The organism is Pseudomonas sp. RIT-PI-r, assembly GCF_001297015.1.
Classification (GTDB): domain Bacteria; phylum Pseudomonadota; class Gammaproteobacteria; order Pseudomonadales; family Pseudomonadaceae; genus Aquipseudomonas.
On record NZ_LIGE01000013.1, the window covers coordinates 212,541 to 230,983 of the forward strand.

Annotated in this window: 15 protein-coding genes; 5 read left to right on the forward strand and 10 right to left on the reverse strand. The window is 59.9% G+C overall.

Translation table 11 applies throughout. The features are described 5' to 3' along the window. Positions 1 to 65: 65 nt before the first annotated feature. Both creB and creC read left to right on the forward strand, forming a co-directional pair. A complete protein-coding gene (gene creB / locus AK821_RS03700) occupies positions 66 to 746 on the forward strand; it encodes a two-component system response regulator CreB (RefSeq protein ID WP_064388165.1) in 681 nt (226 codons plus the stop codon). After that, on the forward strand, positions 746 to 2,164 hold the full coding sequence (gene creC, locus AK821_RS03705) for a two-component system sensor histidine kinase CreC (protein WP_064388166.1): 1,419 nt from the start codon (positions 746 to 748) through the stop codon (positions 2,162 to 2,164). Before creB ends, creC begins: the two co-directional genes overlap by 1 nt. A 2-nt stretch (positions 2,165 to 2,166) precedes the next feature. On the opposite strand, the gene AK821_RS03710 is transcribed toward creC, so the two are convergent. Continuing rightward, on the reverse strand, positions 2,167 to 3,168 hold the full coding sequence (locus tag AK821_RS03710; protein ID WP_064388167.1) for an acyltransferase family protein: 1,002 nt from the start codon (positions 3,166 to 3,168) through the stop codon (positions 2,167 to 2,169). A gap of 141 nt (positions 3,169 to 3,309) precedes the next feature. On the opposite strand from AK821_RS03710, the gene creD reads away from it, so the two are divergent. Beyond that, complete coding sequence (gene creD / locus AK821_RS03715) at positions 3,310 to 4,680, forward strand: cell envelope integrity protein CreD (RefSeq protein ID WP_064388168.1); 1,371 nt, start codon at positions 3,310 to 3,312, stop codon at positions 4,678 to 4,680. Between the two features lie 181 nt (positions 4,681 to 4,861). Here the strand turns inward: creD and AK821_RS03725 are convergent, their stop codons facing one another. The 8 genes from AK821_RS03725 to AK821_RS03760 form a co-directional block, all read right to left on the reverse strand. After that, entirely contained in the window at positions 4,862 to 5,491 is a 630-nt protein-coding gene (locus AK821_RS03725; protein ID WP_008078080.1) for a glutathione S-transferase, read from the reverse strand. A gap of 176 nt (positions 5,492 to 5,667) precedes the next feature. Continuing rightward, positions 5,668 to 5,847, reverse strand: a complete 180-nt coding sequence (locus AK821_RS03730; RefSeq protein ID WP_064388170.1) for a hypothetical protein — start codon at positions 5,845 to 5,847, stop codon at positions 5,668 to 5,670. Further along, complete coding sequence (locus AK821_RS03735) at positions 5,844 to 6,974, reverse strand: PepSY-associated TM helix domain-containing protein (protein ID WP_064388233.1); 1,131 nt, start codon at positions 6,972 to 6,974, stop codon at positions 5,844 to 5,846. The genes AK821_RS03730 and AK821_RS03735 overlap by 4 nt, the downstream gene beginning before the upstream one ends. A 74-nt stretch (positions 6,975 to 7,048) precedes the next feature. Then, a complete protein-coding gene (locus AK821_RS03740; RefSeq protein ID WP_064388171.1) occupies positions 7,049 to 9,487 on the reverse strand; it encodes a TonB-dependent siderophore receptor in 2,439 nt (812 codons plus the stop codon). A 207-nt stretch (positions 9,488 to 9,694) separates the two neighbouring features. Beyond that, positions 9,695 to 10,669, reverse strand: coding sequence for a FecR domain-containing protein (locus AK821_RS03745; RefSeq protein WP_064388172.1), 975 nt, complete (start codon positions 10,667 to 10,669; stop codon positions 9,695 to 9,697). Beyond that, positions 10,666 to 11,142 carry an RNA polymerase sigma factor gene (locus tag AK821_RS03750; protein WP_236429421.1) on the reverse strand — a complete coding sequence of 159 codons (477 nt, stop codon included), beginning with the start codon at positions 11,140 to 11,142 and terminating at the stop codon, positions 10,666 to 10,668. Before AK821_RS03750 ends, AK821_RS03745 begins: the two co-directional genes overlap by 4 nt. 353 nt (positions 11,143 to 11,495) lie before the next feature. Next, positions 11,496 to 12,203, reverse strand: coding sequence for a 3'-5' exonuclease (locus tag AK821_RS03755; protein ID WP_064388174.1), 708 nt, complete (start codon positions 12,201 to 12,203; stop codon positions 11,496 to 11,498). Beyond that, on the reverse strand, positions 12,200 to 14,140 hold the full coding sequence (locus tag AK821_RS03760; RefSeq protein WP_064388176.1) for a DUF294 nucleotidyltransferase-like domain-containing protein: 1,941 nt from the start codon (positions 14,138 to 14,140) through the stop codon (positions 12,200 to 12,202). The genes AK821_RS03755 and AK821_RS03760 overlap by 4 nt, the downstream gene beginning before the upstream one ends. Positions 14,141 to 14,392: 252 nt before the next feature. On the opposite strand from AK821_RS03760, the gene AK821_RS03765 reads away from it, so the two are divergent. After that, positions 14,393 to 14,839, forward strand: a complete 447-nt coding sequence (locus AK821_RS03765; protein ID WP_064388178.1) for a response regulator — start codon at positions 14,393 to 14,395, stop codon at positions 14,837 to 14,839. 330 nt (positions 14,840 to 15,169) lie between these two features. Here AK821_RS03765 and AK821_RS03770 read toward each other — a convergent pair whose 3' ends face one another. Further along, complete coding sequence (locus tag AK821_RS03770) at positions 15,170 to 17,347, reverse strand: malate synthase G (RefSeq protein ID WP_064388180.1); 2,178 nt, start codon at positions 17,345 to 17,347, stop codon at positions 15,170 to 15,172. Positions 17,348 to 17,851: 504 nt separating this feature from the next. On the opposite strand from AK821_RS03770, the gene AK821_RS03775 reads away from it, so the two are divergent. After that, positions 17,852 to 18,370: a glycine cleavage system protein R gene (locus tag AK821_RS03775; protein WP_064388181.1), complete on the forward strand. Its 519-nt coding sequence runs from the start codon at positions 17,852 to 17,854 to the stop codon at positions 18,368 to 18,370. Positions 18,371 to 18,443: the final 73 nt, after the last annotated feature.

Genomic DNA, 18,443 nt, shown 5'->3' on the forward strand with positions numbered 1-18,443 from the left:
GTCTGATTGACGTAACGTCAGGCTTGGGGCACCGTTCGCGCACTTAACCTACGGGCTCGGACGCCATGCCTCATATCCTGATTGTCGAAGACGAAGCGGCGATTGCCGACACGCTGATTTTTGCCTTGCAGGGCGAGGGCTTCACCACCACGTGGCTGAGCCTCGGCGCGGCGGCGCTGGAGCATCAGCGGCAGACGCCGGCCGACCTGATCATCCTCGACATCGGCCTGCCGGACATCAGCGGTTTCGAAACCTGCAAACAGCTGCGGCGCTTCAGTGAAGTGCCGGTGCTGTTCCTCAGCGCGCGCGATGCCGAGATTGATCGCGTGGTGGGCCTGGAAATTGGTGCCGACGACTACGTGGTCAAGCCGTTCAGCCCGCGGGAAGTCGCCGCGCGGGTGAAGGCCATTCTCAAGCGCATGGCGCCGCGCCCCCCGATTGAAGCCTCTTCAGCGCTGTTTCGCGTCGATCCTGAACGTGTGCAAATCAGTTATCGCGGCCAGAACCTGAGCCTGACCCGCCACGAATTCCGTCTGTTGCAATGCCTGCTCGAACAACCCGAGCGAGTGTTCAGCCGCGAGCAATTGCTCGACGCACTGGGCGTGGCCGCAGACGCCGGTTACGAGCGCAGCATCGACAGCCACATCAAAAGCCTGCGCGCCAAACTGCGCCTGGTGCGCGCCGACGCCGAGCCGATCCAGACCCATCGCGGTCTCGGTTACAGCTACAGCCCGGGGCACAGTTGATGTCCCTGGGGCTGCGGATTTTTCTGGTGTACGTGCTGTTCATCGGCCTTACCGGTTATTTCGTGCTCAACACGGTGATGGAAGAAATCCGTCCCGGCGTGCGCCAGTCCACCGAAGAAACCCTGGTCGATACCGCTAACCTGATGGCGGAAATCCTGCGCGACGATTTCAAGGCCGACACCCTCAGCGAGAACCGCTGGCCAGAATTGCTCCGCGCTTACGGCGAACGTCAGCCACAAGCGACGATCTGGGGCTTGTCGAAAAATCAGGTCAACCACCGCATCTACGTGACTGACGCCAAGGGCATCGTCGTGCTCGATTCCAGTGGTGTCGCGGTCGGTCAGGATTACTCGCGCTGGAATGACGTGTACCTGACCCTGCGCGGTGAGTACGGCGCACGTTCGAGCCGCAGCGATCCGCATGATGCGAGTTCATCGGTGATGCACGTCGGCGCGCCGATCCGCGACAACGGCCAGATTATCGGCGTGGTCACTGTGGCCAAGCCCAACAGCTCATTGCAGCCCTATGTCGATCGCACCGAACGGCGTTTGCTGTTTTACGGCGCCGGCCTGATCGGCCTCGGCCTGTTGTTTGGCGCGCTGCTGTCGTGGTGGCTGAGCCGTGCGCTGCATCGCTTGACCGGTTATGCCCAGGCCGTGAGCGAAGGCCGGCGCGTGGAAGTGCCGCACTATCGCGGCGGCGAGCTGGAGCAACTGGCTTCGGCGGTCGAACAGATGCGCACGCAACTGGAGGGCAAGGCTTACGTCGAGCGTTACGTGCACACGTTGACCCATGAATTGAAGAGCCCGCTGGCGGCGATTCGTGGTGCGGCGGAATTGCTGCAAGAGGAAATGTCGCCGATTCAGCGTCTGCGTTTTGTCGGCAATATCGACAGTGAAAGTGCACGCATGCAGCAGTTGATCGAACGCTTGCTGAATCTGGCGCAGGTCGAACAACGCCAAGGATTGGAGGAGCGGGTCGCCGTGCCGCTGGCCGTGTTGGTCGACGAATTGTTGCAAGGGCAGGCCGCGCGGATTGAAGGCAAACAATTGCATGTCGAACAGACGATTGCGGCGGATCTTCTGCTGATTGGTGAGCCGTTTCTATTGCGTCAGGCGCTGGGCAATCTGCTGGAAAATGCGCTCGATTTCACCGCGCCACAGTGCCTGCTGCGCTTCAGTGCTGCACGGCATGGCGAGTACATCGAGGTGCAGCTGTTCAATGAAACCGCACCGATTCCCGATTACGCCTTGCCGCGTCTGACCGAACGCTTTTACTCACTGCCTCGTCCCGACAGCGGCCGCAAAAGCACCGGTCTGGGACTTAACTTCGTCGAAGAAGTGGCCAAGTTGCATGGTGGCCGGCTGGCAGTGCGCAATGTGCCCGGCGGCGTCGAAGTGACGCTCAGCCTGCCGTAACGTCAGGGCTGCGTGGCGGCCAGCGCGTGCTTTCTGCGATGGACAAACTGCAGCGCTGGTTGCTCGACCAAGCGCCACGAAACCGTGGCCAGAACGATGACGATCAAGGCCGACACGAGCATCGACGGGATAAACGTCAGTGAGGTCTTGTTGATGATCAGTTGCTGCACCGGGAAGGCGTACAGATACATACCGTAGGAAATATCGAATCGTCTGCGGATGGTTTTGTCGACGTACAGCAAGCCCAGGCTCAGGGTCGCGAGGCACACACCCAGGGTCGCCAGCACGCTGGCCAGCGGCGTGCCGAGGCTGAAAAATATCAAGCCTGCCGCTGTCACCAGAGCGATTGCAAGTACGCGGCGATCGCTCAGGTATTGCTGGTTGAAGGCAATCACTGCGCCGGCAAAGAACGCGATGCCGGCCGCGCTGTAAACCGCCAGCTTTTGCGCCAGCGCGCCGGGCACGTGATTGCCCAGAGCGTAGGTCGCTACTGCAAACACAGCCAGCAAAACCCACGGCATCAGTGCCCGTCGATACATGCCCAACGCCAGCGCCAGCAACAGGTAAAAGCCGAATTCGATCTTCAGCGTCCAGAGGCTGCCGTTGAAGGATTCGCTGAGGATAAACCCCTGGGTGATCGGTTCGATGTTGGCCCGCCCGAACAGCGAGATGCGCAGAAAGTCAGCCAGGGCGCCGAAGCTCGCAACATAGCCGTCGGCAAACACCGCCCCGGCGAGGTAGGTCATCACAAACGCACAAAGGATCAGAGCCGGGAAGATGCGCACAACGCGCTTGCCCAGATAATCGGCAAAGCTGCGCGAGTTGAAAAAGCTTTGGCTGATCAGCAGGCCGGAAATCGAAAAGAACGCCGTCACGGCGATACCGCCCAGCGAGTTGTAACCGGCAATGCCCGGTTCTTCCAGGCCCGACAGGGCAAAGTGATGACTGACCAGCACCATCAGCGCCGCCAGGTGCCTGATCAAATCGAAAGAGTTGTTGCGCAACGTGATCGTCCTTTGTCTGAGCACTGCCCCGTAAATGGGAAAAACCTTTTACAGGTATTTCCACGCAAATCCCACACAACCTCCATCACAAAACCACACAGCGCTCGCAGACTCGCCCCATTCCAACAAGGGAGCGTCCTGATGAACCGAAGTCTGGCACTGAAACTGGGGGCGATTGCCCTGCTGATCCTGCTGTTGCTGATTCCCCTGCTGATGATCGATGGCGTCATCGACGAGCGTCAGCAACTGCGTGACGGCGTACTCGAAGACATCGCCCGCAGCTCCAGTTACAGCCAACAACTGAGCGGGCCGGTGATGGTGGTACCGTATCGCAAAGTGATTCACAACTGGAAGATCAACGACAAGACCAATCAGCGCTACGACGATCCACACGAGGAGCGCGGGCGTCTGTACTTCCTGCCGGAGCGTTTCGAGCTTGATGGCCAGGTGCAGACTGAACTGCGCGCCCGGGGCATTTACGAGGCGCGGCTGTTCCACGCCGACAATCGCATCGACGGACATTTCTCGCTACCGGCGCAATTGGGCATCAAGGAAGATTTCACTGACTATCGGTTTGATGCGCCATTTCTCGCGGTCGGTATCAGCGACATTCGCGGGATCGAAAATGCCCTGAAACTGGAGTTCGAGGGACAGCGTCTGGACTTTGTGCCGGGCACGCAGGTCGGCTGGCTCGGCGAAGGTGTGCGCGTGACGTTGCCGCTGCTCGATACCAGCAAAAACACCGAGCTGGCCTTTGCGTTCGACCTGCGCCTGCAAGGCACCGGTTCATTGCAAGTGCTGCCAGTGGGCAAAACCAGCAGTGTCAGCCTCAGTGCCAACTGGCCGCATCCAAGCTTCATCGGCAACTTCCTGCCGGCGAAGCGCGAGATCAATGATCAGGGCTTCAACGCTGATTGGCAGACCACATTCTTTTCCACCAATTTGCAGGACGCGATGAGCCGTTGTGTGGCCAGCAATGATTGCGCGGCGTTCAACGGCCGCAGTTTCGGCGTGAGTTTTATCGACCCGGTGGATCAGTACCTGAAGAGTGACCGGGCGATCAAATATGCGCTGCTGTTCATCGTTCTGACGTTCGCCGGTTTCTTTCTGTTCGAAGTGCTCAAAAGCCTGGCGGTGCACCCGGTGCAGTACGCACTGGTGGGCGTAGCGTTGGCGTTCTTTTACCTGTTGTTGCTGTCGTTGTCGGAACACATCGGGTTCGCTCTGGCGTATTTGCTGTCGGCCAGTGGTTGTGTGTTGTTGATCGGCTTTTATGTCTGCCATGTGCTGCACAGCGTGCGTCATGGCTTGAGTTTTTCGGCGGGGCTGGCGGCCTTGTATGGCCTGCTGTATGGATTGCTGAGTGCCGAGGATTACGCGTTGCTGATGGGCTCGCTGTTGCTGTTCGGCTTGCTTGGCGTGTTTATGGTGCTGACGCGAAAACTGGACTGGTACGGGATCGGGCAGAAGCCGGGCAAGCCGTTGGAGTTTGATATCGGGGTGGTGGAATGAGCCGGTCGCTGGGGTTGCGTGAGGATCAGCGCTGGAAGGATGAGTTGGTGACGCGGATTATCGGTTCTTTGCCTGTGGAACCGAGGTGGGGCCATCGCGAGCAGGCTCACTCCCACAGGGAAATGCGCTCAACTATAGGAGTGAGCCTGCTCGCGATGATGCCGGAGCAGGCGCCAAAAAACTAAGGCTTGGGCATGGTCGCGATCATGGACGGTCGCTGGCTCACTTCAAAAAACCAGTTGGCCAGTTGCGGGTTGGCTTCACGCCAGCCCAGATCGGGGAAACGCAGATCGAGGTAGCCCAACGCGCAGGCCACACTGATCGCCGCCACGTCGAAGTGGCTGGTCAGCTCGGCAATCGCATCGTTTTCCAGCAGGTTCAACGCACGGCGGATCTTCTCGCGTTGCGCCTCCAGCCATTCGTCCCAGTGTTTTTCCGGGGCCCGCAATACTTGTTCATAACGCACCATCACCGAGGCATCCATGATCCCGTCGGCCATCGAGGCGAGGGTCAGACGGCGCCAGCGGGCTGCGCCTTCGCGCGGAATCAGCGGGTTGCCGACATGTTGATGGTCGAGGTATTCGAGGATCACGCGGCTGTCATGGATGACATTGCCGTCGGCCAGACGCAGGGCCGGAATCTTGCCCAGCGGATTGTCGGCATTGAGTTCAGCACTGGGGCTGACCGGGCTGAGCACGCAGTCTTGCAGCGCGACGCGATCCTGCTGACCTGTCTCGTGCAGCAACACCATCACTTTGCGTACGAACGGGGAGAGCGTGTTGTGGTAAAGGGTCATGCTGGGGGCGGACATTGGCAGGGTCTCGATCAGAACGATGAGGGAGCAGCATAGCGCGTCAGCGCACGAGCTCAAGCCTCACGCCGGACCCAATGCAGGAGTGAGCCTGCTCGCGATAGCGCAATCACATTCAACATCAATGTTGGATGGCCCACCGCTATAGCGAGCAGGCTCACTCCTACCAAGGTTTTTCAGCTTCTCAGCAGTAGACCTCTTATGGCCAGAACCGCAGGAACACCCAAGCCGACCCAGCTCAACGCATCCCAGATGCCATCCCCCAGCAACGCCGCAAACAACCCCGCCGCACTGAGCAGCGCTATCACGATCGGCGTGCTGAAGACTTTCCAGAAATTCGACTGACGCGGCTTCATGCAGACGCCTCCGCCGTTTCCAGCACGGGCTTGGCGGCCTTGCGTCGCACCACCCACAGATACACGCCACTGCCGAGGACGATGATGGTCAGCACATCAAGCGCGGCCCAGAGGATCTTCATCGGCATGCCGCCGTAGTCACCAAAGTGCAGCGGTTGCGACATGCCCATGGCGTCCATGTACCACGGCCTTTCGGCTACGGCGGTGACCTTCAGGGTAGTGGCGTCGATCAGCACCGGCGTCAGCAAGTGCGAAGTCAAATGCGTGCCGCCCTTCATGAACACCGAGTAATGGTGCTCGCTGGAAAACCGCGTGCCGGGGAACGCGATGAAATCCGGCTTCATGCCCGGGGCGACTTCAGCGGCGATGTCGAGCAAGCGGGTGGCCGGTGCCAGGTGTGTCAGCGGTGGCGCATCGCGGTAAGGCTCGATCAGCGCGGTCAGTGCGTCGTTGCGCCAGGCGGCAATCAGCAGATCGGCGCAGGCGCTGATCACGCCGGTCACGCCGACCACCAACGCCCAAGTCAGGGTGACCACGCCGATCAGGTTATGCAGGTCGAGCCAGCGCAACCGCGTGGACTTGTCCTGACGCACCGTACCGAAGTTCAAGCGGCGCATGAACGGCAAATACAACACCGTCCCCGACACGATGGCCACGACAAACAGCAGCCCCATGAACGCCAGCAGCAACTTGCCCGGCAGTCCGGCGAACATGTCGACGTGCAGGCGCAGGATAAACAGCATCAAACCGCCGTTGGCCGACGGGGTTTCCAGTGCTTCACCCGTACGCGCATCGAGCATGAAGGTGTGCGAGGAGTTGGGTTCGGTGCCGGCGGTTTTCGCCATGATCGCGAACGCTGCATTCGGGTCTTCGTCGTCATAACCGAAGTACTGCATGACCTCGCCCGGTCGATGTTGCTGCGCGGCATCCACCAGTTGCTGCAGATTGAGCTGCGGCGTGTCGGCCGGCATCTCCCGCAATTCCGGGGCGTTACCGAGCAAATGGTCGATTTCGTGACTGAAAATCAACGGCAGACCGGTCAAGGCCAGCATCAGCAAAAACACGGTGCAGATCAGGCTGGTCCAGGTGTGGATAAACGCCCAGCGACGAATTGTTTTACTTTTCATTTCATGACCTTCAAAAACACCAAAGCCGTCCACGAAGGACGGCCTGGTAACAGGGCCTGTTTCAGCTCAGTGGTTTACCACTTGTAAGTGGCACTGGCGACGACGCTGCGCTGGTCGCCGTAGTAGCAATAGAAACCGTCACAGGTGGAAATGTAGTCCTTGTCGAACAGGTTGGTCGCGTTGAGTGCCAGCGACGCACCTTTGAGGCTGTTGTCCAGACGACCGAGGTCGTAATGCACGGCCGCGTCGAACACGGTGTAGGCGTCCGCCTTGCCCAGCCAGGTGTTGCCTTTGTCGCCGTAGGTGTTGCCAGTGTATCGGACACCGCCACCGATGCCGAAGCCATCGAGCACGCCGGAGTGCCAGGTGTAATCAGTCCACAGCGAAGCTTGCTGGTTCGGCATCAGTTGCAGGCGATTGCCCTTGTCGACGCCTTTTTGCACTTCGGATTTGGCCAGAGTGTAGGCGGCGATGACTTTCAGGTTGTCGGTCACGTCGGAGACCGCTTCGAGCTCCAGGCCTTTGACTTTCACTTCGCCGGTCTGGCTGGTGATGGTCACGTTGTTGACGATGCTGTTGACCGAGACGTTCTTCTGGGTCAGGTCATACACCGCGGCGCTGAGCAGGGTTTTGCTGCCCGGTGGCTGGTATTTGATGCCCAGTTCCCACTGCTTGCCTTCGGTCGGCTTGAAGGAGTCCGTGGCGGTGGCATCGGCGCCAGCGGTCGGCTGGAAGGATTCGGCGTACGACAGGTACGGCACGAAGCCCGAGTCGAACACGTAGCTGATCGCTGCGTTGCCGCTGAACGCTTTGTCACGCTGGGTGTTGGTGGCGTCGTCCTTGTTGAAGAACCTGGTGCTGGTGTGCACCCAGTCTTCGCGCCCGCCCAGGGTCAGACGCCATTGGTCCAGGGCCATTTGGTCCTGCACATAGAGGCCGGTCTGGGTGGTCTTCTGGTCGTAATCGTAAAACGCGCTGGAGCGCGGTGGACGAACGATGGTCTGGCCGTAGATCGGGTTGTTGACGTTGATGTCCGGCGCACTGCCGAAGATCGAGGTGTAGTTGTCGTTGCTGCGCTGGTGATCGAGACCCAGCAGCAGGGTATGACGGATGTCGCCAGTAGCGAAGTCGGCCTGGAAGTTGTTGTCCACGGCGAACTGGCTGATGTCCTCATCGACGTTGGTGGTACCGCGACCGACATTGCCCTGGTTGTCCACGGTGAAACCGGCGAACGAGGGGTTGTAGCTATTGACGGTGACGGTCTGGAACGCCAGATCCGACTTGGTGTAGCGCAGGTTCTGCTTGAATTGCCAGACGTCGTTCAGGCGATGTTCGAAGGCATAACCGAGCGCGTAGTAGGTGCGGTCGTAGAAATCGTAGTCAGGATCGCCGAGGTTCTTGTGGTGGGAGATCTTGCCGAAGGGCATGTCGATCTTGGTGCCCTGGATCGGGTAGAACTGGCTGGTGACCCCGGTATCGTCACGGGTGAACTGCGTGAGCAAGGTCAGCCTGGTGTCGTCGTCGATGTTCCAGGTCAGGCTCGGCGCAATGTTGTAGCGCTTGTTTTCGATGTGGTCGATCTGCGTATCGCTGTCACGCACGACGCCGCTGATGCCATACAGGAACTGGCCTGCTTCATCGATCTTGCCGGTGCTGGCGAAGTTGATCTGGCGGTGGTTGTCGCTGCCGTACTGCAACTGGATTTCGCTGCTGGCTTCGGCGCTCGGACGACGGCTGACCATGTCGAGCAGGCCGCCTGGCGGGGTTTGGCCGTACACCGAAGACGCCGGGCCACGGAGCAAGGCGAGGCGGTCGAGGTTCCAGGTTTCCGGTTTCGGGTTGGCGTAAATGCCGCGTGGCAGCGCCAGGCCATCGAGGTACTGGGTCGGTTCGAAACCACGCACGCGCAGCCAGTCGATGCGGGTGTCGCTGCCGTAGCTGCTGGCGGTGATGCCGGGCATGTAACGCACCGCGTCGTCGAGGCTGTGCACGCCACGATCTTCCATTTGCTGACGGGTGGCCACGGAGATCGACCGCGGCGCTTCGACCAGCGCGGTGTCGGTCTTGGTGCCGGCGGCGGTGCGAGTAGCGGTGTAGCCTTCGACCGGGCCCCAGGCGCTTTCGCTGTTTTCCACGCCAATGATCGCGGTTTCCGGCAGGGCCATCGCGCCGTCAGGCACGGCGACCAAAGTGTAGGTGCCAGCGCCGCTCTGCTCCAGTTGCAGACCGGTGCCGCGCAGGGCTGCGCGCAGAGCGCCGGCTGCGTCGTATTGGCCGTTGACCGGTGCCGAGGTCTTGCCCACCGCCAGTGCCGGGCTCAGCGACAGCGCGAGGCCACCCTGGCTGGCGATCTGGTTGAGGGTGGTCGACAGCGGAGCAGCCGGCAGGTTGTAGGCGCGCACGCTGGACGCTTGTTCAGCAGCGAGCAACGGGTTGCTGATCAGCGGCGCGCTGAGCGCGATGGCGACGGCCAGCAGACTGGGGCGCAACAAGGTGTCTAGCGAACGGGACATACGGCGGCTCCTGAATGGAAATATTTCTCAATTGCCTGTGTGCCGGATGAAACTCGAAAAGTGATAGGGCTGGATGAAAATAATTTTGATTAAGGAAAACAGCGGTGTGGCGGATGACGCCATCGCGAGCAGGCTCACTCCTACAGGGGAACGCATTTCAACTGTAGGAGTGAGCCTGCTCGCGATGGCAACCGCTCAGCCACCCGATCATTCAGGCTTGGAATCAGCCTTCGCGACTGTGACCCAATACGGCGTATGCCGCTCGATCTGCACCGGCAAAGTTGGCAGCAGCGCGCTCAAAGCCTTATCGGTGTCATGCAGAGGGAAGCTGCCGGTAATACGCAAGTCCGCCACGTCCGGCGCCACGCCCAGATGCCCACGGCGATAACGTCCGAGCTCATGCACCAGATCGCTCAGTCGTGCGTTGTCGACCACCAGCATCCCGCGCGTCCAGGCATCGGCGCCGGGATTAAGGGCGACAATCGAGCCCAGGCCATCACTGCGCAGCAGCACTTGCTGGCCTTCACGCAGGATCTGTTCATCAGGATTCGCCTGCGCATGGGCGGCGACAGCCGACTGCAACACGCTCAGGCGGGTGCCATCTTCCTCGCGCTTGACCAGGAACCGCGTGCCGAGGGCGCGCATGCTGCCCTCGCGGGTTTCGACGATAAACGGCCGCGCATCGCCATGACCGGTTTCGACGAGAATCTCGCCTTCCTGCAAAACGATCAGTCGGCGCTTGTCATCGAAACGCACATCTACCGCGCTGTGGGTGTTGAGGTTGAGTACGGTGCCGTCGGCAAGGTGCAGGGTGCGTTGTTCGCCGGTGGCTGTGCGCTGATCGGCGAGCCAGTAGTCCAGCGGCAGCCACTGTTCACTGGCGAACAGCCCGAGACCGACGATCACCACAACGCTGGCCAGTCCGCTGCCGAGCTTGCGCACTCGCCGGCGAATGCCTTCGCGTGATTGCAGCAGTGCATTGCGCGCCGGGCCTTTGGCCACACTGAAACGTTGATCAAGCATGCCCAACTGGCGCCAGGCGCGGGCGTGTTCTTCATGCGCCGCGTGCCATTTGGCGAACTCTTCGCGTTCCAGCGGGCTGCTCGAATCGAGGGTCAGTTGCCAGGCAATCGCCGCGTCCAGCACATGCGCCGGGACGGGGCGGGAACTGGCCGGGCTCACGTCGGCTCACCGTACAGGGCGATGTAGCACTGCCGAATGCCCTGCGCCAGGTATTGGCGCACACGCGGCACCGAAACGCCGAGCTTCTCGGCAATCTCGGCATGACCGAGGCCATCGAGGCGGTTAAAGAGGAAAGCGGCGCGGGCCTTGGTCGACAGTTGGCCGAGCAAGCGGTCGATGGCCTTGAGGTCTTCGAGGATCAGTTGCTGTTCTTCTATAGAAGGCTGTTCGCCTTCGGGGATCAGCATCAGTTCGGTGAGGTAGGCCTGTTCCAGCGCGGCGCGACGGAAATAGTCGAACAGCAGGCCTTTGGCGATCGCCACCAGAAACGCTCGTGGCTCGCGGGGTGTCAGCAATTCATCGCGGCCGAGCAGGCGCACGAAAGTGTCCTGACTCAGATCCTCGGCGCGTTGCGGGCACGCCACATTGCGTCGCAGCCAGGCCAATAGCCAACCGCGATGGTCGCGATACATCGCACCAACGAGTTCACTGTGAGGGCTCTGAGCTGAAGACACCAAATATCACCGATTGGGAAATATTAACTAACGCGAATTGTTCGCGATTCTGGCAGAGGTGGGAATGGTTAGCAATTGGCCACTGGTCAGGTGAGCCGTTGAAGGGCTGCCCTCACCCTAACCCTCTCCCGGAGGGAGAGGGGACTGATCGGGGGATATTCTGGAGGTGCACCGCCCTGAACGATTTTCAGTGAATCCATAACCGACTCGATTTCTCAGGTCGATGAAAAGCTTCAGACACCACGGTCGGCCCCCTCTCCCTCTGGGAGAGGGCTGGGGTGAGGGGGATGGATCTTGGACTTGACTGAACTTCAGAACGACGGCGCCTGCTGCCGCCGCTTCCACTGGCTCAGGCGTTGCTGAAGGTTTATCGGACTATGAATCTGCTGCTGACGCGCCCGGCTGAACAGAATCAACGCCAGCTCCGCCGTGGCCAGCGCATCGGCACTCGCGTTATGCCGCTCGAACACTTCAAGCTTGAACCACTCGATCCACTCATCCAGCCCGGCCTCGCGAATCTGCGCCTGTGGACACAGCAGCGGCGCAATATCAGCGACATCCAGAAACACCTGCTGCAACCTGTGCCCCAGATGTTCCCTTAACGCACGCCCGAGCATGTGCTGATCGAACGGCGCATGAAATGCCAGCACCGGGCTGTCGCCGATAAACTCGAGCAGTTCCAGCAAGGCCTCGGCGGGTTCACTGCCGGCTGCAATCGCATTCGGCCCCAAGCCATGAATCAGCACGCTGGGGCTCAACTTCAATTCGCGGCACTGCAGCGTGCGTTCGAACTGTTGACGGAAATCGATCGCGCCATCCTCGATCACCACCGCGCCAATCGACAACACCCGATCCTTGTTCAGATTGAGCCCTGTAGTTTCAAGATCCAGCACCACCCAACGCTGCTCGCGCAGGGTACAGTCGCTCAACTCGCCGGTCGCCGGCAGCTTCGCCAAACGCTGCTGCAACTGCGCCGGCACCACCGGACTGGCCGGGCGCAGCCACGAAAACAGGCTCATAGCTGATACCGCAAGGTCAGGCTGGTTTGCAGGCGCTGCGCTTGGCGCAGGGATTCACGCAGGATGCGCCGGTCGAGGTGATTGAGGCTGTCGGGATCGACGCGATTGGAGTACGGCAGATTCTCGCGGGTCTGCAACTGATGCTGCTGCATGCGCGTCTGTTGAATGAAGTGATACGCCTCTTCATACGCCGCGCCGTCGAGCCGTTCGATGACCTCTTTGTCGACCAACTGGCGGAAACGTTCGAGGGTGTTGTTGGCGTCGATACCGTTGGCCAATGCGAGCAAGCGCGCGCCGTCGACGAACGGTGTCAGGCCCTGGACTTTTAGATCCAGCGTGGCTTTCTCGCCATTCTTGCGCGCCAGCACAAACTCGCGGAAGCGTCCCACCGGGGGACGATTGCGCAGCGCGTTGTCGGCCATCATGCGCTGGAACAAACGGTTGTCGCCGACCTGATCAAGAATGCCCCGGCGCAGTTGCGCGCAACCTTGTTCATCGCCCCAGACCACGCGCAGATCGAAGTAGATGCTCGAGCCCAGCAGATTCTCCGGTGTCGCCTCGCGAATAAACGCCGCAAAACGCCGCGCCCATTCCGCCCGCGACAAACACAGCTCAGGGTTGCCGGCCATGATGTTGCCCTTGCACAGGGTGAAGCCGCACTGCGCCAGGCTCTGGTTGATCTGCTGGGCAATCGGCAACAGCTTGCCGCGAATCTCGGCGGCATGTGCCGCATCACGGGCATCGAACAGAATGCCGTTGTCCTGATCGGTGTGCAGTGTCTGTTCGCGGCGGCCTTCGCTGCCGAAACACAGCCAACTGAACGGCACGCCGGGGTCGCCTTTTTCGGCGAGGGTCAACTCGATCACCCGGCACACGGTGTGGTCGTTGAGCAAGGTGATGATGTGGGTGATCTGCGTCGACGACGCACCGTGGGCGAGCATGCGCTCGACCAGTTGACCGATCTCGCCGCGCAAGGTCACCAGTTGCTCGACACGTTGGGCGCTGCGGATGGTGCGCGCCAGATGCACTAGATCGACCCGTTGCAGGGAAAACAGATCACGCTCGGAGACCACGCCGCACAGGCGCTGATCCTTGACCAGGCAGACGTGGGCGATATGCCGTTCGGTCATCGCAATGGCCGCATCGAATGCGCTGTGATCCGGTGAAAGATAGAAGGGCGCGCGAGTCATGTGACGCTCGATGGCTTCACTGAAGTCGCCGATGCCTTGCGCCACGACATGACGCAAATCGCGCAGGGTGAAAATCCCCAGCGGTGCCTTGTGCTCATCCACCGCGACGATGCTGCCGACCTGCTGTTCGTGCATCAACTTCACCGCTTCGCGCAGTGGCGTGTCCGGGCTGCACGTCACCGGATGACGCATCGCCAGTTCGCCGAGGCGGGTATTCAGCGAATACTGTGTGCCGAGGGTTTCCACGGCTTTCTGCTGCACTTGCTGATTGACCTGATCAAGCAGGCTGCTGACCCCGCGCAAGGCGAAGTCACGGAAGCTGCTGGAGAGCGCGAACAGTTTGATGAACGCCAGTTTGTTCAGTTGCAGACAGAAGGTGTCATCGCCAGCCAGGTGTTCGGTACGCGTTGCCCGCTCGCCAAGCAGCGCGGCCAACGGGAAGCATTCGCCCGTGGTGATCTCGAAAGTGGTTTCGGTACCGGGTTTGGTGATGTGCTGGCGTTCGCCGACCACCCGGCCTTGCTTGACGATATAGAAGTGTTCGACCGGGCCGTCGCTGGGTTTGATGATGCTCTCGCCCTGAGCGTAAAACCGCAGCTGACATTGTTCCACCAGATAAGCGAGGTGGGCGTGTTCCATCTGATTGAAGGGCGGGAAGCGCTGGAGGAATTGCAGGGTGCCCTGAATGTTCTGCAATACCGCGGTTTTCCCTGCCTGGGTGAAGGCATCCGCTTTACTCATAACCATTACCGCAGTCTTTTTCGAATTGTTGTTGTCGGATCGTTATGGCCATGGTCGGCCCCTACGGACAGGGTGCCCATTGGACGTAAGTCTAGGTTTTGCCACCATTGGCGAAGTTTCGGAGATGCCCTACGCAAACAGTCGGAAATTCCCTCGATTACCCCCTTGGAAAAAAATCCGACGAAGTGCACATTGAAGCTCTGCCCAGCGATGTCTGACCACTTGCCAAGGGACTGTTTTGAACACTTAGAGAACGCCATGTCCGACCACGATATTTTGAGCGATGCCGAGCGAGAAGCGCTCAGTGCAGTCATGCTCGAACCTGATCTTCCACCGCAGCGCGTATTGATCGTCGATGACGACAAGGACGCCCGGGAGCTGTTGTCGGAGATTCTCGCGTTGGACGGTATTCGTTGCATGACGGCGGCCAGTGGCGAGACAGCCCTGAAGATGCTCGCCGAGAAACCTTCGATTGGCCTGGTGATCACCGATCTGCGCATGGGCAATGTCGATGGCCTTGAACTGATCCGCCAGGTGCGTGAGTCGGTGCGGGCGGCGCTGCCGATCATCATCGTCTCCGGCGATGCCGATGTGAAAGACGCGATTGCGGCGATGCATTTGAGCGTGGTGGATTTTCTGCTCAAGCCGATTGATACGGGCAAGTTGTTGGCGCTGGTGAAACATGAATTGGGGATTGAACCCTAAGAGCCCCTCACCCTAGCCCTCTCCCGGAGGGAGAGGGGACTGACCGCGGTGGATGTTCGAGGTACACCGACCTGAGATTCCCAGCCGAACTCAGGTTTTGAAAAGCACCAAGATCTGCTCCGTTGCCCCTCTATCCTTGGCAATTCCTGAGCCGAGCTCAGATTTTGAAAGGCATACAGATCTGCTCCCTTTCCCCTCTACCCCATGGGGGAGAGGGCTGGGGTGAGGGGGATGGATCTTAAGTCGACCAGAAAACCCAGCCCCGCCGCATAAACAAAAAAGCCCTGATCTCTCGATCAGGGCTTTTTCATATCCACCATCTACGCAAATTTACAGGCCATTGGCAGCCTTGAACTCGCGACGACGACGGTGCAATACCGGCTCGGTGTAACCGTTCGGCTGCTTGGTGCCTTCAATCACCAGTTCGACCGCCGCCTGGAAGGCGATGTTGCTGTCGAAGTTCGGGGCCAGTGGACGGTACAGCGGGTCGTTGGCGTTCTGACGATCCACCACCGGCGCCATGCGCTTGAGGCTTTCCATCACTTGTGCTTCGGTGACGACACCGTGGCGCAGCCAGTTGGCGATGTGCTGGCTGGAGATACGCAGCGTGGCACGGTCTTCCATCAGGCCGACGTCATTGATGTCCGGCACTTTCGAGCAGCCGACACCCTGGTCGATCCAGCGCACCACGTAACCGAGAATGCCCTGGGCATTGTTGTCCAGTTCGTTCTTGATCTGCTCCGGGGTCCAGCTCGGATTGACCGCCAGCGGGATGGTCAGGATATCGTCCACCGAAGCGCGAGCACGTTTGGCCAGTTCGGCCTGACGGGCGAACACGTCGACCTTGTGATAATGCAGCGCGTGCAGTGCAGCGGCGGTCGGCGACGGAACCCAAGCGGTGTTCGCGCCGGCCAGCGGGTGAGCGATTTTTTGCTCAAGCATCGCGGCCATCAGATCCGGCATCGCCCACATGCCTTTACCGATTTGTGCACGACCTTGCAGGCCGGTGCTCAGACCGATATCGACGTTCCAGTTTTCATAGGCGCCGATCCACTTCTCAGCCTTCATGTCAGCCTTGCGTACAACCGGGCCGGCTTCCATGGAGGTGTGGATTTCGTCGCCGGTGCGGTCGAGGAAACCGGTATTGATGAACACCACGCGCTCGCTGGCAGCCTTGATGCAGGCCTTGAGGTTGACCGTGGTGCGGCGCTCCTCGTCCATGATCCCGACTTTCAGGGTGTTGCGTTTCAGGCCCAGCACGTCTTCGATGCGACCGAACAGCTCGTTGGTGAACGCTGCTTCTTCCGGGCCGTGCATCTTCGGTTTAACGATGTACACGGAACCGGTGCGGGTGTTGCGACGCGAGGTGTTGCCGTTGAGGTTGTGCATCGCCGCGAGGCAAGTGACCAGACCGTCGAGAATGCCTTCCGGCACTTCGTTACCGTCTTTGTCGAGGATCGCGTCGATGGTCATCAGATGGCCAACGTTACGCACGAACAACAGCGAACGACCGTGCAGCGTCACTTCACCGCCATTCGGCGCGGCGTAGGTGCGATCCGGGTTCATGGTGCGGGTGAAGGTCTGGCCGCCCTTGGACACGGATTCCGCCAGATCGCCCTTCATCAGGCCGAGCCAGTTGCGGTAGATCACCACTTTGTCGTCGGCATCGACGGCAGCCACGGAGTCTTCGCAATCCATGATGGTGGTCAGCGCCGCTTCCATCAGGATGTCTTTGACGCCGGCAGCATCGGTCTGGCCGACCGGAGTGGTGGCATCGACCTGGATTTCGAAGTGCAGACCGTTGTGTTTCAGCAGGATCGCGATTGGCGCGTTGGCGTCGCCCTGGAAACCGATCAGTTGTGCGTCATCGCGCAGGCCAGTGTTGCTGCCGCCCTTGAGGGTGACCAGCAGTTTGCCGTCAGCGATTTTGTAGCCGGTCGAATCGACGTGAGAGCCAGCCGCCAATGGCGCAGCTTCGTCGAGGAAGGCTCGGGCGAAGGCGATGACTTTGTCGCCACGCACCTTGTTGTAGCCTTTGCCTTTTTCCGCGCCACCTTCTTCGCTGATCGCGTCGGTGCCGTAGAGGGCGTCATACAGCGAACCCCAGCGGGCGTTCGAGGCATTGAGAGCGAAGCGGGCGTTCATCACCGGCACAACGAGTTGCGGACCGGCGGTACGGGCGATTTCATCATCGACGTTTTGCGTCGTTGCCTGGAAATCAGCCGCTTCTGGCAGCAGATAACCGATTTCTTGCAGGAAGGCTTTATAGGCCACGGCGTCGTGCGCCTGACCGTTGCGTTCCTGGTGCCAAGCGTCAATACGAGCCTGGAAGTCATCGCGTTTGGCGAGTAGGGCTTTGTTCTTCGGCGCCAGGTCATGAATGACCTTGTCGGCACCTTCCCAGAATTTTTCGGCGGTGAGGCCGGTACCGGGAATGGCTTCGTTGTTCACGAAGTCGAACAGGACTTTGGCGACCTGCAGGCCACCGACTTGAACGTGTTCAGTCATTGCTTGCCTCACTCTGCTCAGCTATTTCGCTTTTCAGCTCTTCAATTTTGACAATGAAGCCTCTGGCCATTTAAACCACAAACCTGCCGACCAGTACATGCCATTGCTGGCGGCTGGGCTGGGACCAATCAAAGGCTTGGGGCCTTGCTGACGGGGCTTTCAGGGTTGCGAACATGCCTTGGGCAGACATCGATTCAGCGTTATGTAGTGCGCGCTGCGGCATACTACATGATGAGTTGCGCTTGTGAAAATCAGACTAATTACGTCGTTCTGCGACCTCATGTCGCATTGCGGTCACATCGCGGAACAGGATGTTCTCAAAAAACCATTGGATTGTTCCAGCTAAATATCAAAAGTTGTACACATAAATACTATTTGGCGGCTATGGCAGCGGTTTATGTGGGAGCGAGCCTGCTCGCGAAAGCGTCGGTCGCCTCAACGCAAAATCGACCCTTGCCTATACTTCCCCTTCTATAACAAAAGTCATGACAAGAGGGCGACGCCATGGACCATCTCGTACTCACTGTTTTCGCCCCGGACAAACCTGGACAGGTCGAGCGCATCGCCCAATGCATCGCCGAGCACGGCGGTAACTGGCTGGAAAGCCGCATGTCGCGGATGGCCGGGCAGTTCGCCGGGATTCTTCGGGTGGGCGTGCCGGCGGAGGCTTACGACGAATTAGTCGATTCCCTACAAGCACTGTCGACGCATGGCATCCGCGTATTGATTGCCGAGAGTGGTATCGAGCAGTCCTGCACCTGGAAACCGATCGCCATGGAGTTGGTGGGCAATGATCGGCCGGGGATTGTGCGCGACATCACCCGCTTGTTGAGCGAGCAGGGCGTCAACCTTGAGCGGCTTGTAACCGAAGTGCGCCCGGCACCGATGAGCAGCGAGCCGCTGTTCCATGCTGAGGCGATTCTCGCGGTACCGCTGACTTTGTCACTCGACGTCTTGCAGTCGCGCTTGGAAACCCTGGCCGATGATCTGATGGTCGAACTGGTGTTACGCACAGACCTTTGAGCGTCTCCCGGGTTATCCAGTTTAAACGTGCACCTGCCTGTGGATAACCTGTAGAGACTGCCCGCATCGCCAA

Excerpts from the sequence above, each read along its gene's own strand:
- AK821_RS03775 (WP_064388181.1), top strand. The coding sequence starts at position 17,852 with ATGGACCATCTCGTACTCACTGTTTTCGCCCCGGACAAACCTGGACAG.
- AK821_RS03730 (WP_064388170.1), bottom strand. The coding sequence starts at position 5,847 with ATGAAGCCGCGTCAGTCGAATTTCTGGAAAGTCTTCAGCACGCCGATC.
- AK821_RS03765 (WP_064388178.1), top strand. The coding sequence starts at position 14,393 with ATGTCCGACCACGATATTTTGAGCGATGCCGAGCGAGAAGCGCTCAGT.
- AK821_RS03735 (WP_064388233.1), bottom strand. The coding sequence starts at position 6,974 with ATGAAAAGTAAAACAATTCGTCGCTGGGCGTTTATCCACACCTGGACC.
- creD (WP_064388168.1), top strand. The coding sequence starts at position 3,310 with ATGAACCGAAGTCTGGCACTGAAACTGGGGGCGATTGCCCTGCTGATC.
- creC (WP_064388166.1), top strand. The coding sequence starts at position 746 with ATGTCCCTGGGGCTGCGGATTTTTCTGGTGTACGTGCTGTTCATCGGC.
- AK821_RS03755 (WP_064388174.1), bottom strand. The coding sequence starts at position 12,203 with ATGAGCCTGTTTTCGTGGCTGCGCCCGGCCAGTCCGGTGGTGCCGGCG.
- AK821_RS03760 (WP_064388176.1), bottom strand. The coding sequence starts at position 14,140 with ATGGTTATGAGTAAAGCGGATGCCTTCACCCAGGCAGGGAAAACCGCG.
- AK821_RS03770 (WP_064388180.1), bottom strand. The coding sequence starts at position 17,347 with ATGACTGAACACGTTCAAGTCGGTGGCCTGCAGGTCGCCAAAGTCCTG.
- AK821_RS03750 (WP_236429421.1), bottom strand. The coding sequence starts at position 11,142 with ATGTATCGCGACCATCGCGGTTGGCTATTGGCCTGGCTGCGACGCAAT.
- creB (WP_064388165.1), top strand. The coding sequence starts at position 66 with ATGCCTCATATCCTGATTGTCGAAGACGAAGCGGCGATTGCCGACACG.
- AK821_RS03725 (WP_008078080.1), bottom strand. The coding sequence starts at position 5,491 with ATGTCCGCCCCCAGCATGACCCTTTACCACAACACGCTCTCCCCGTTC.
- AK821_RS03740 (WP_064388171.1), bottom strand. The coding sequence starts at position 9,487 with ATGTCCCGTTCGCTAGACACCTTGTTGCGCCCCAGTCTGCTGGCCGTC.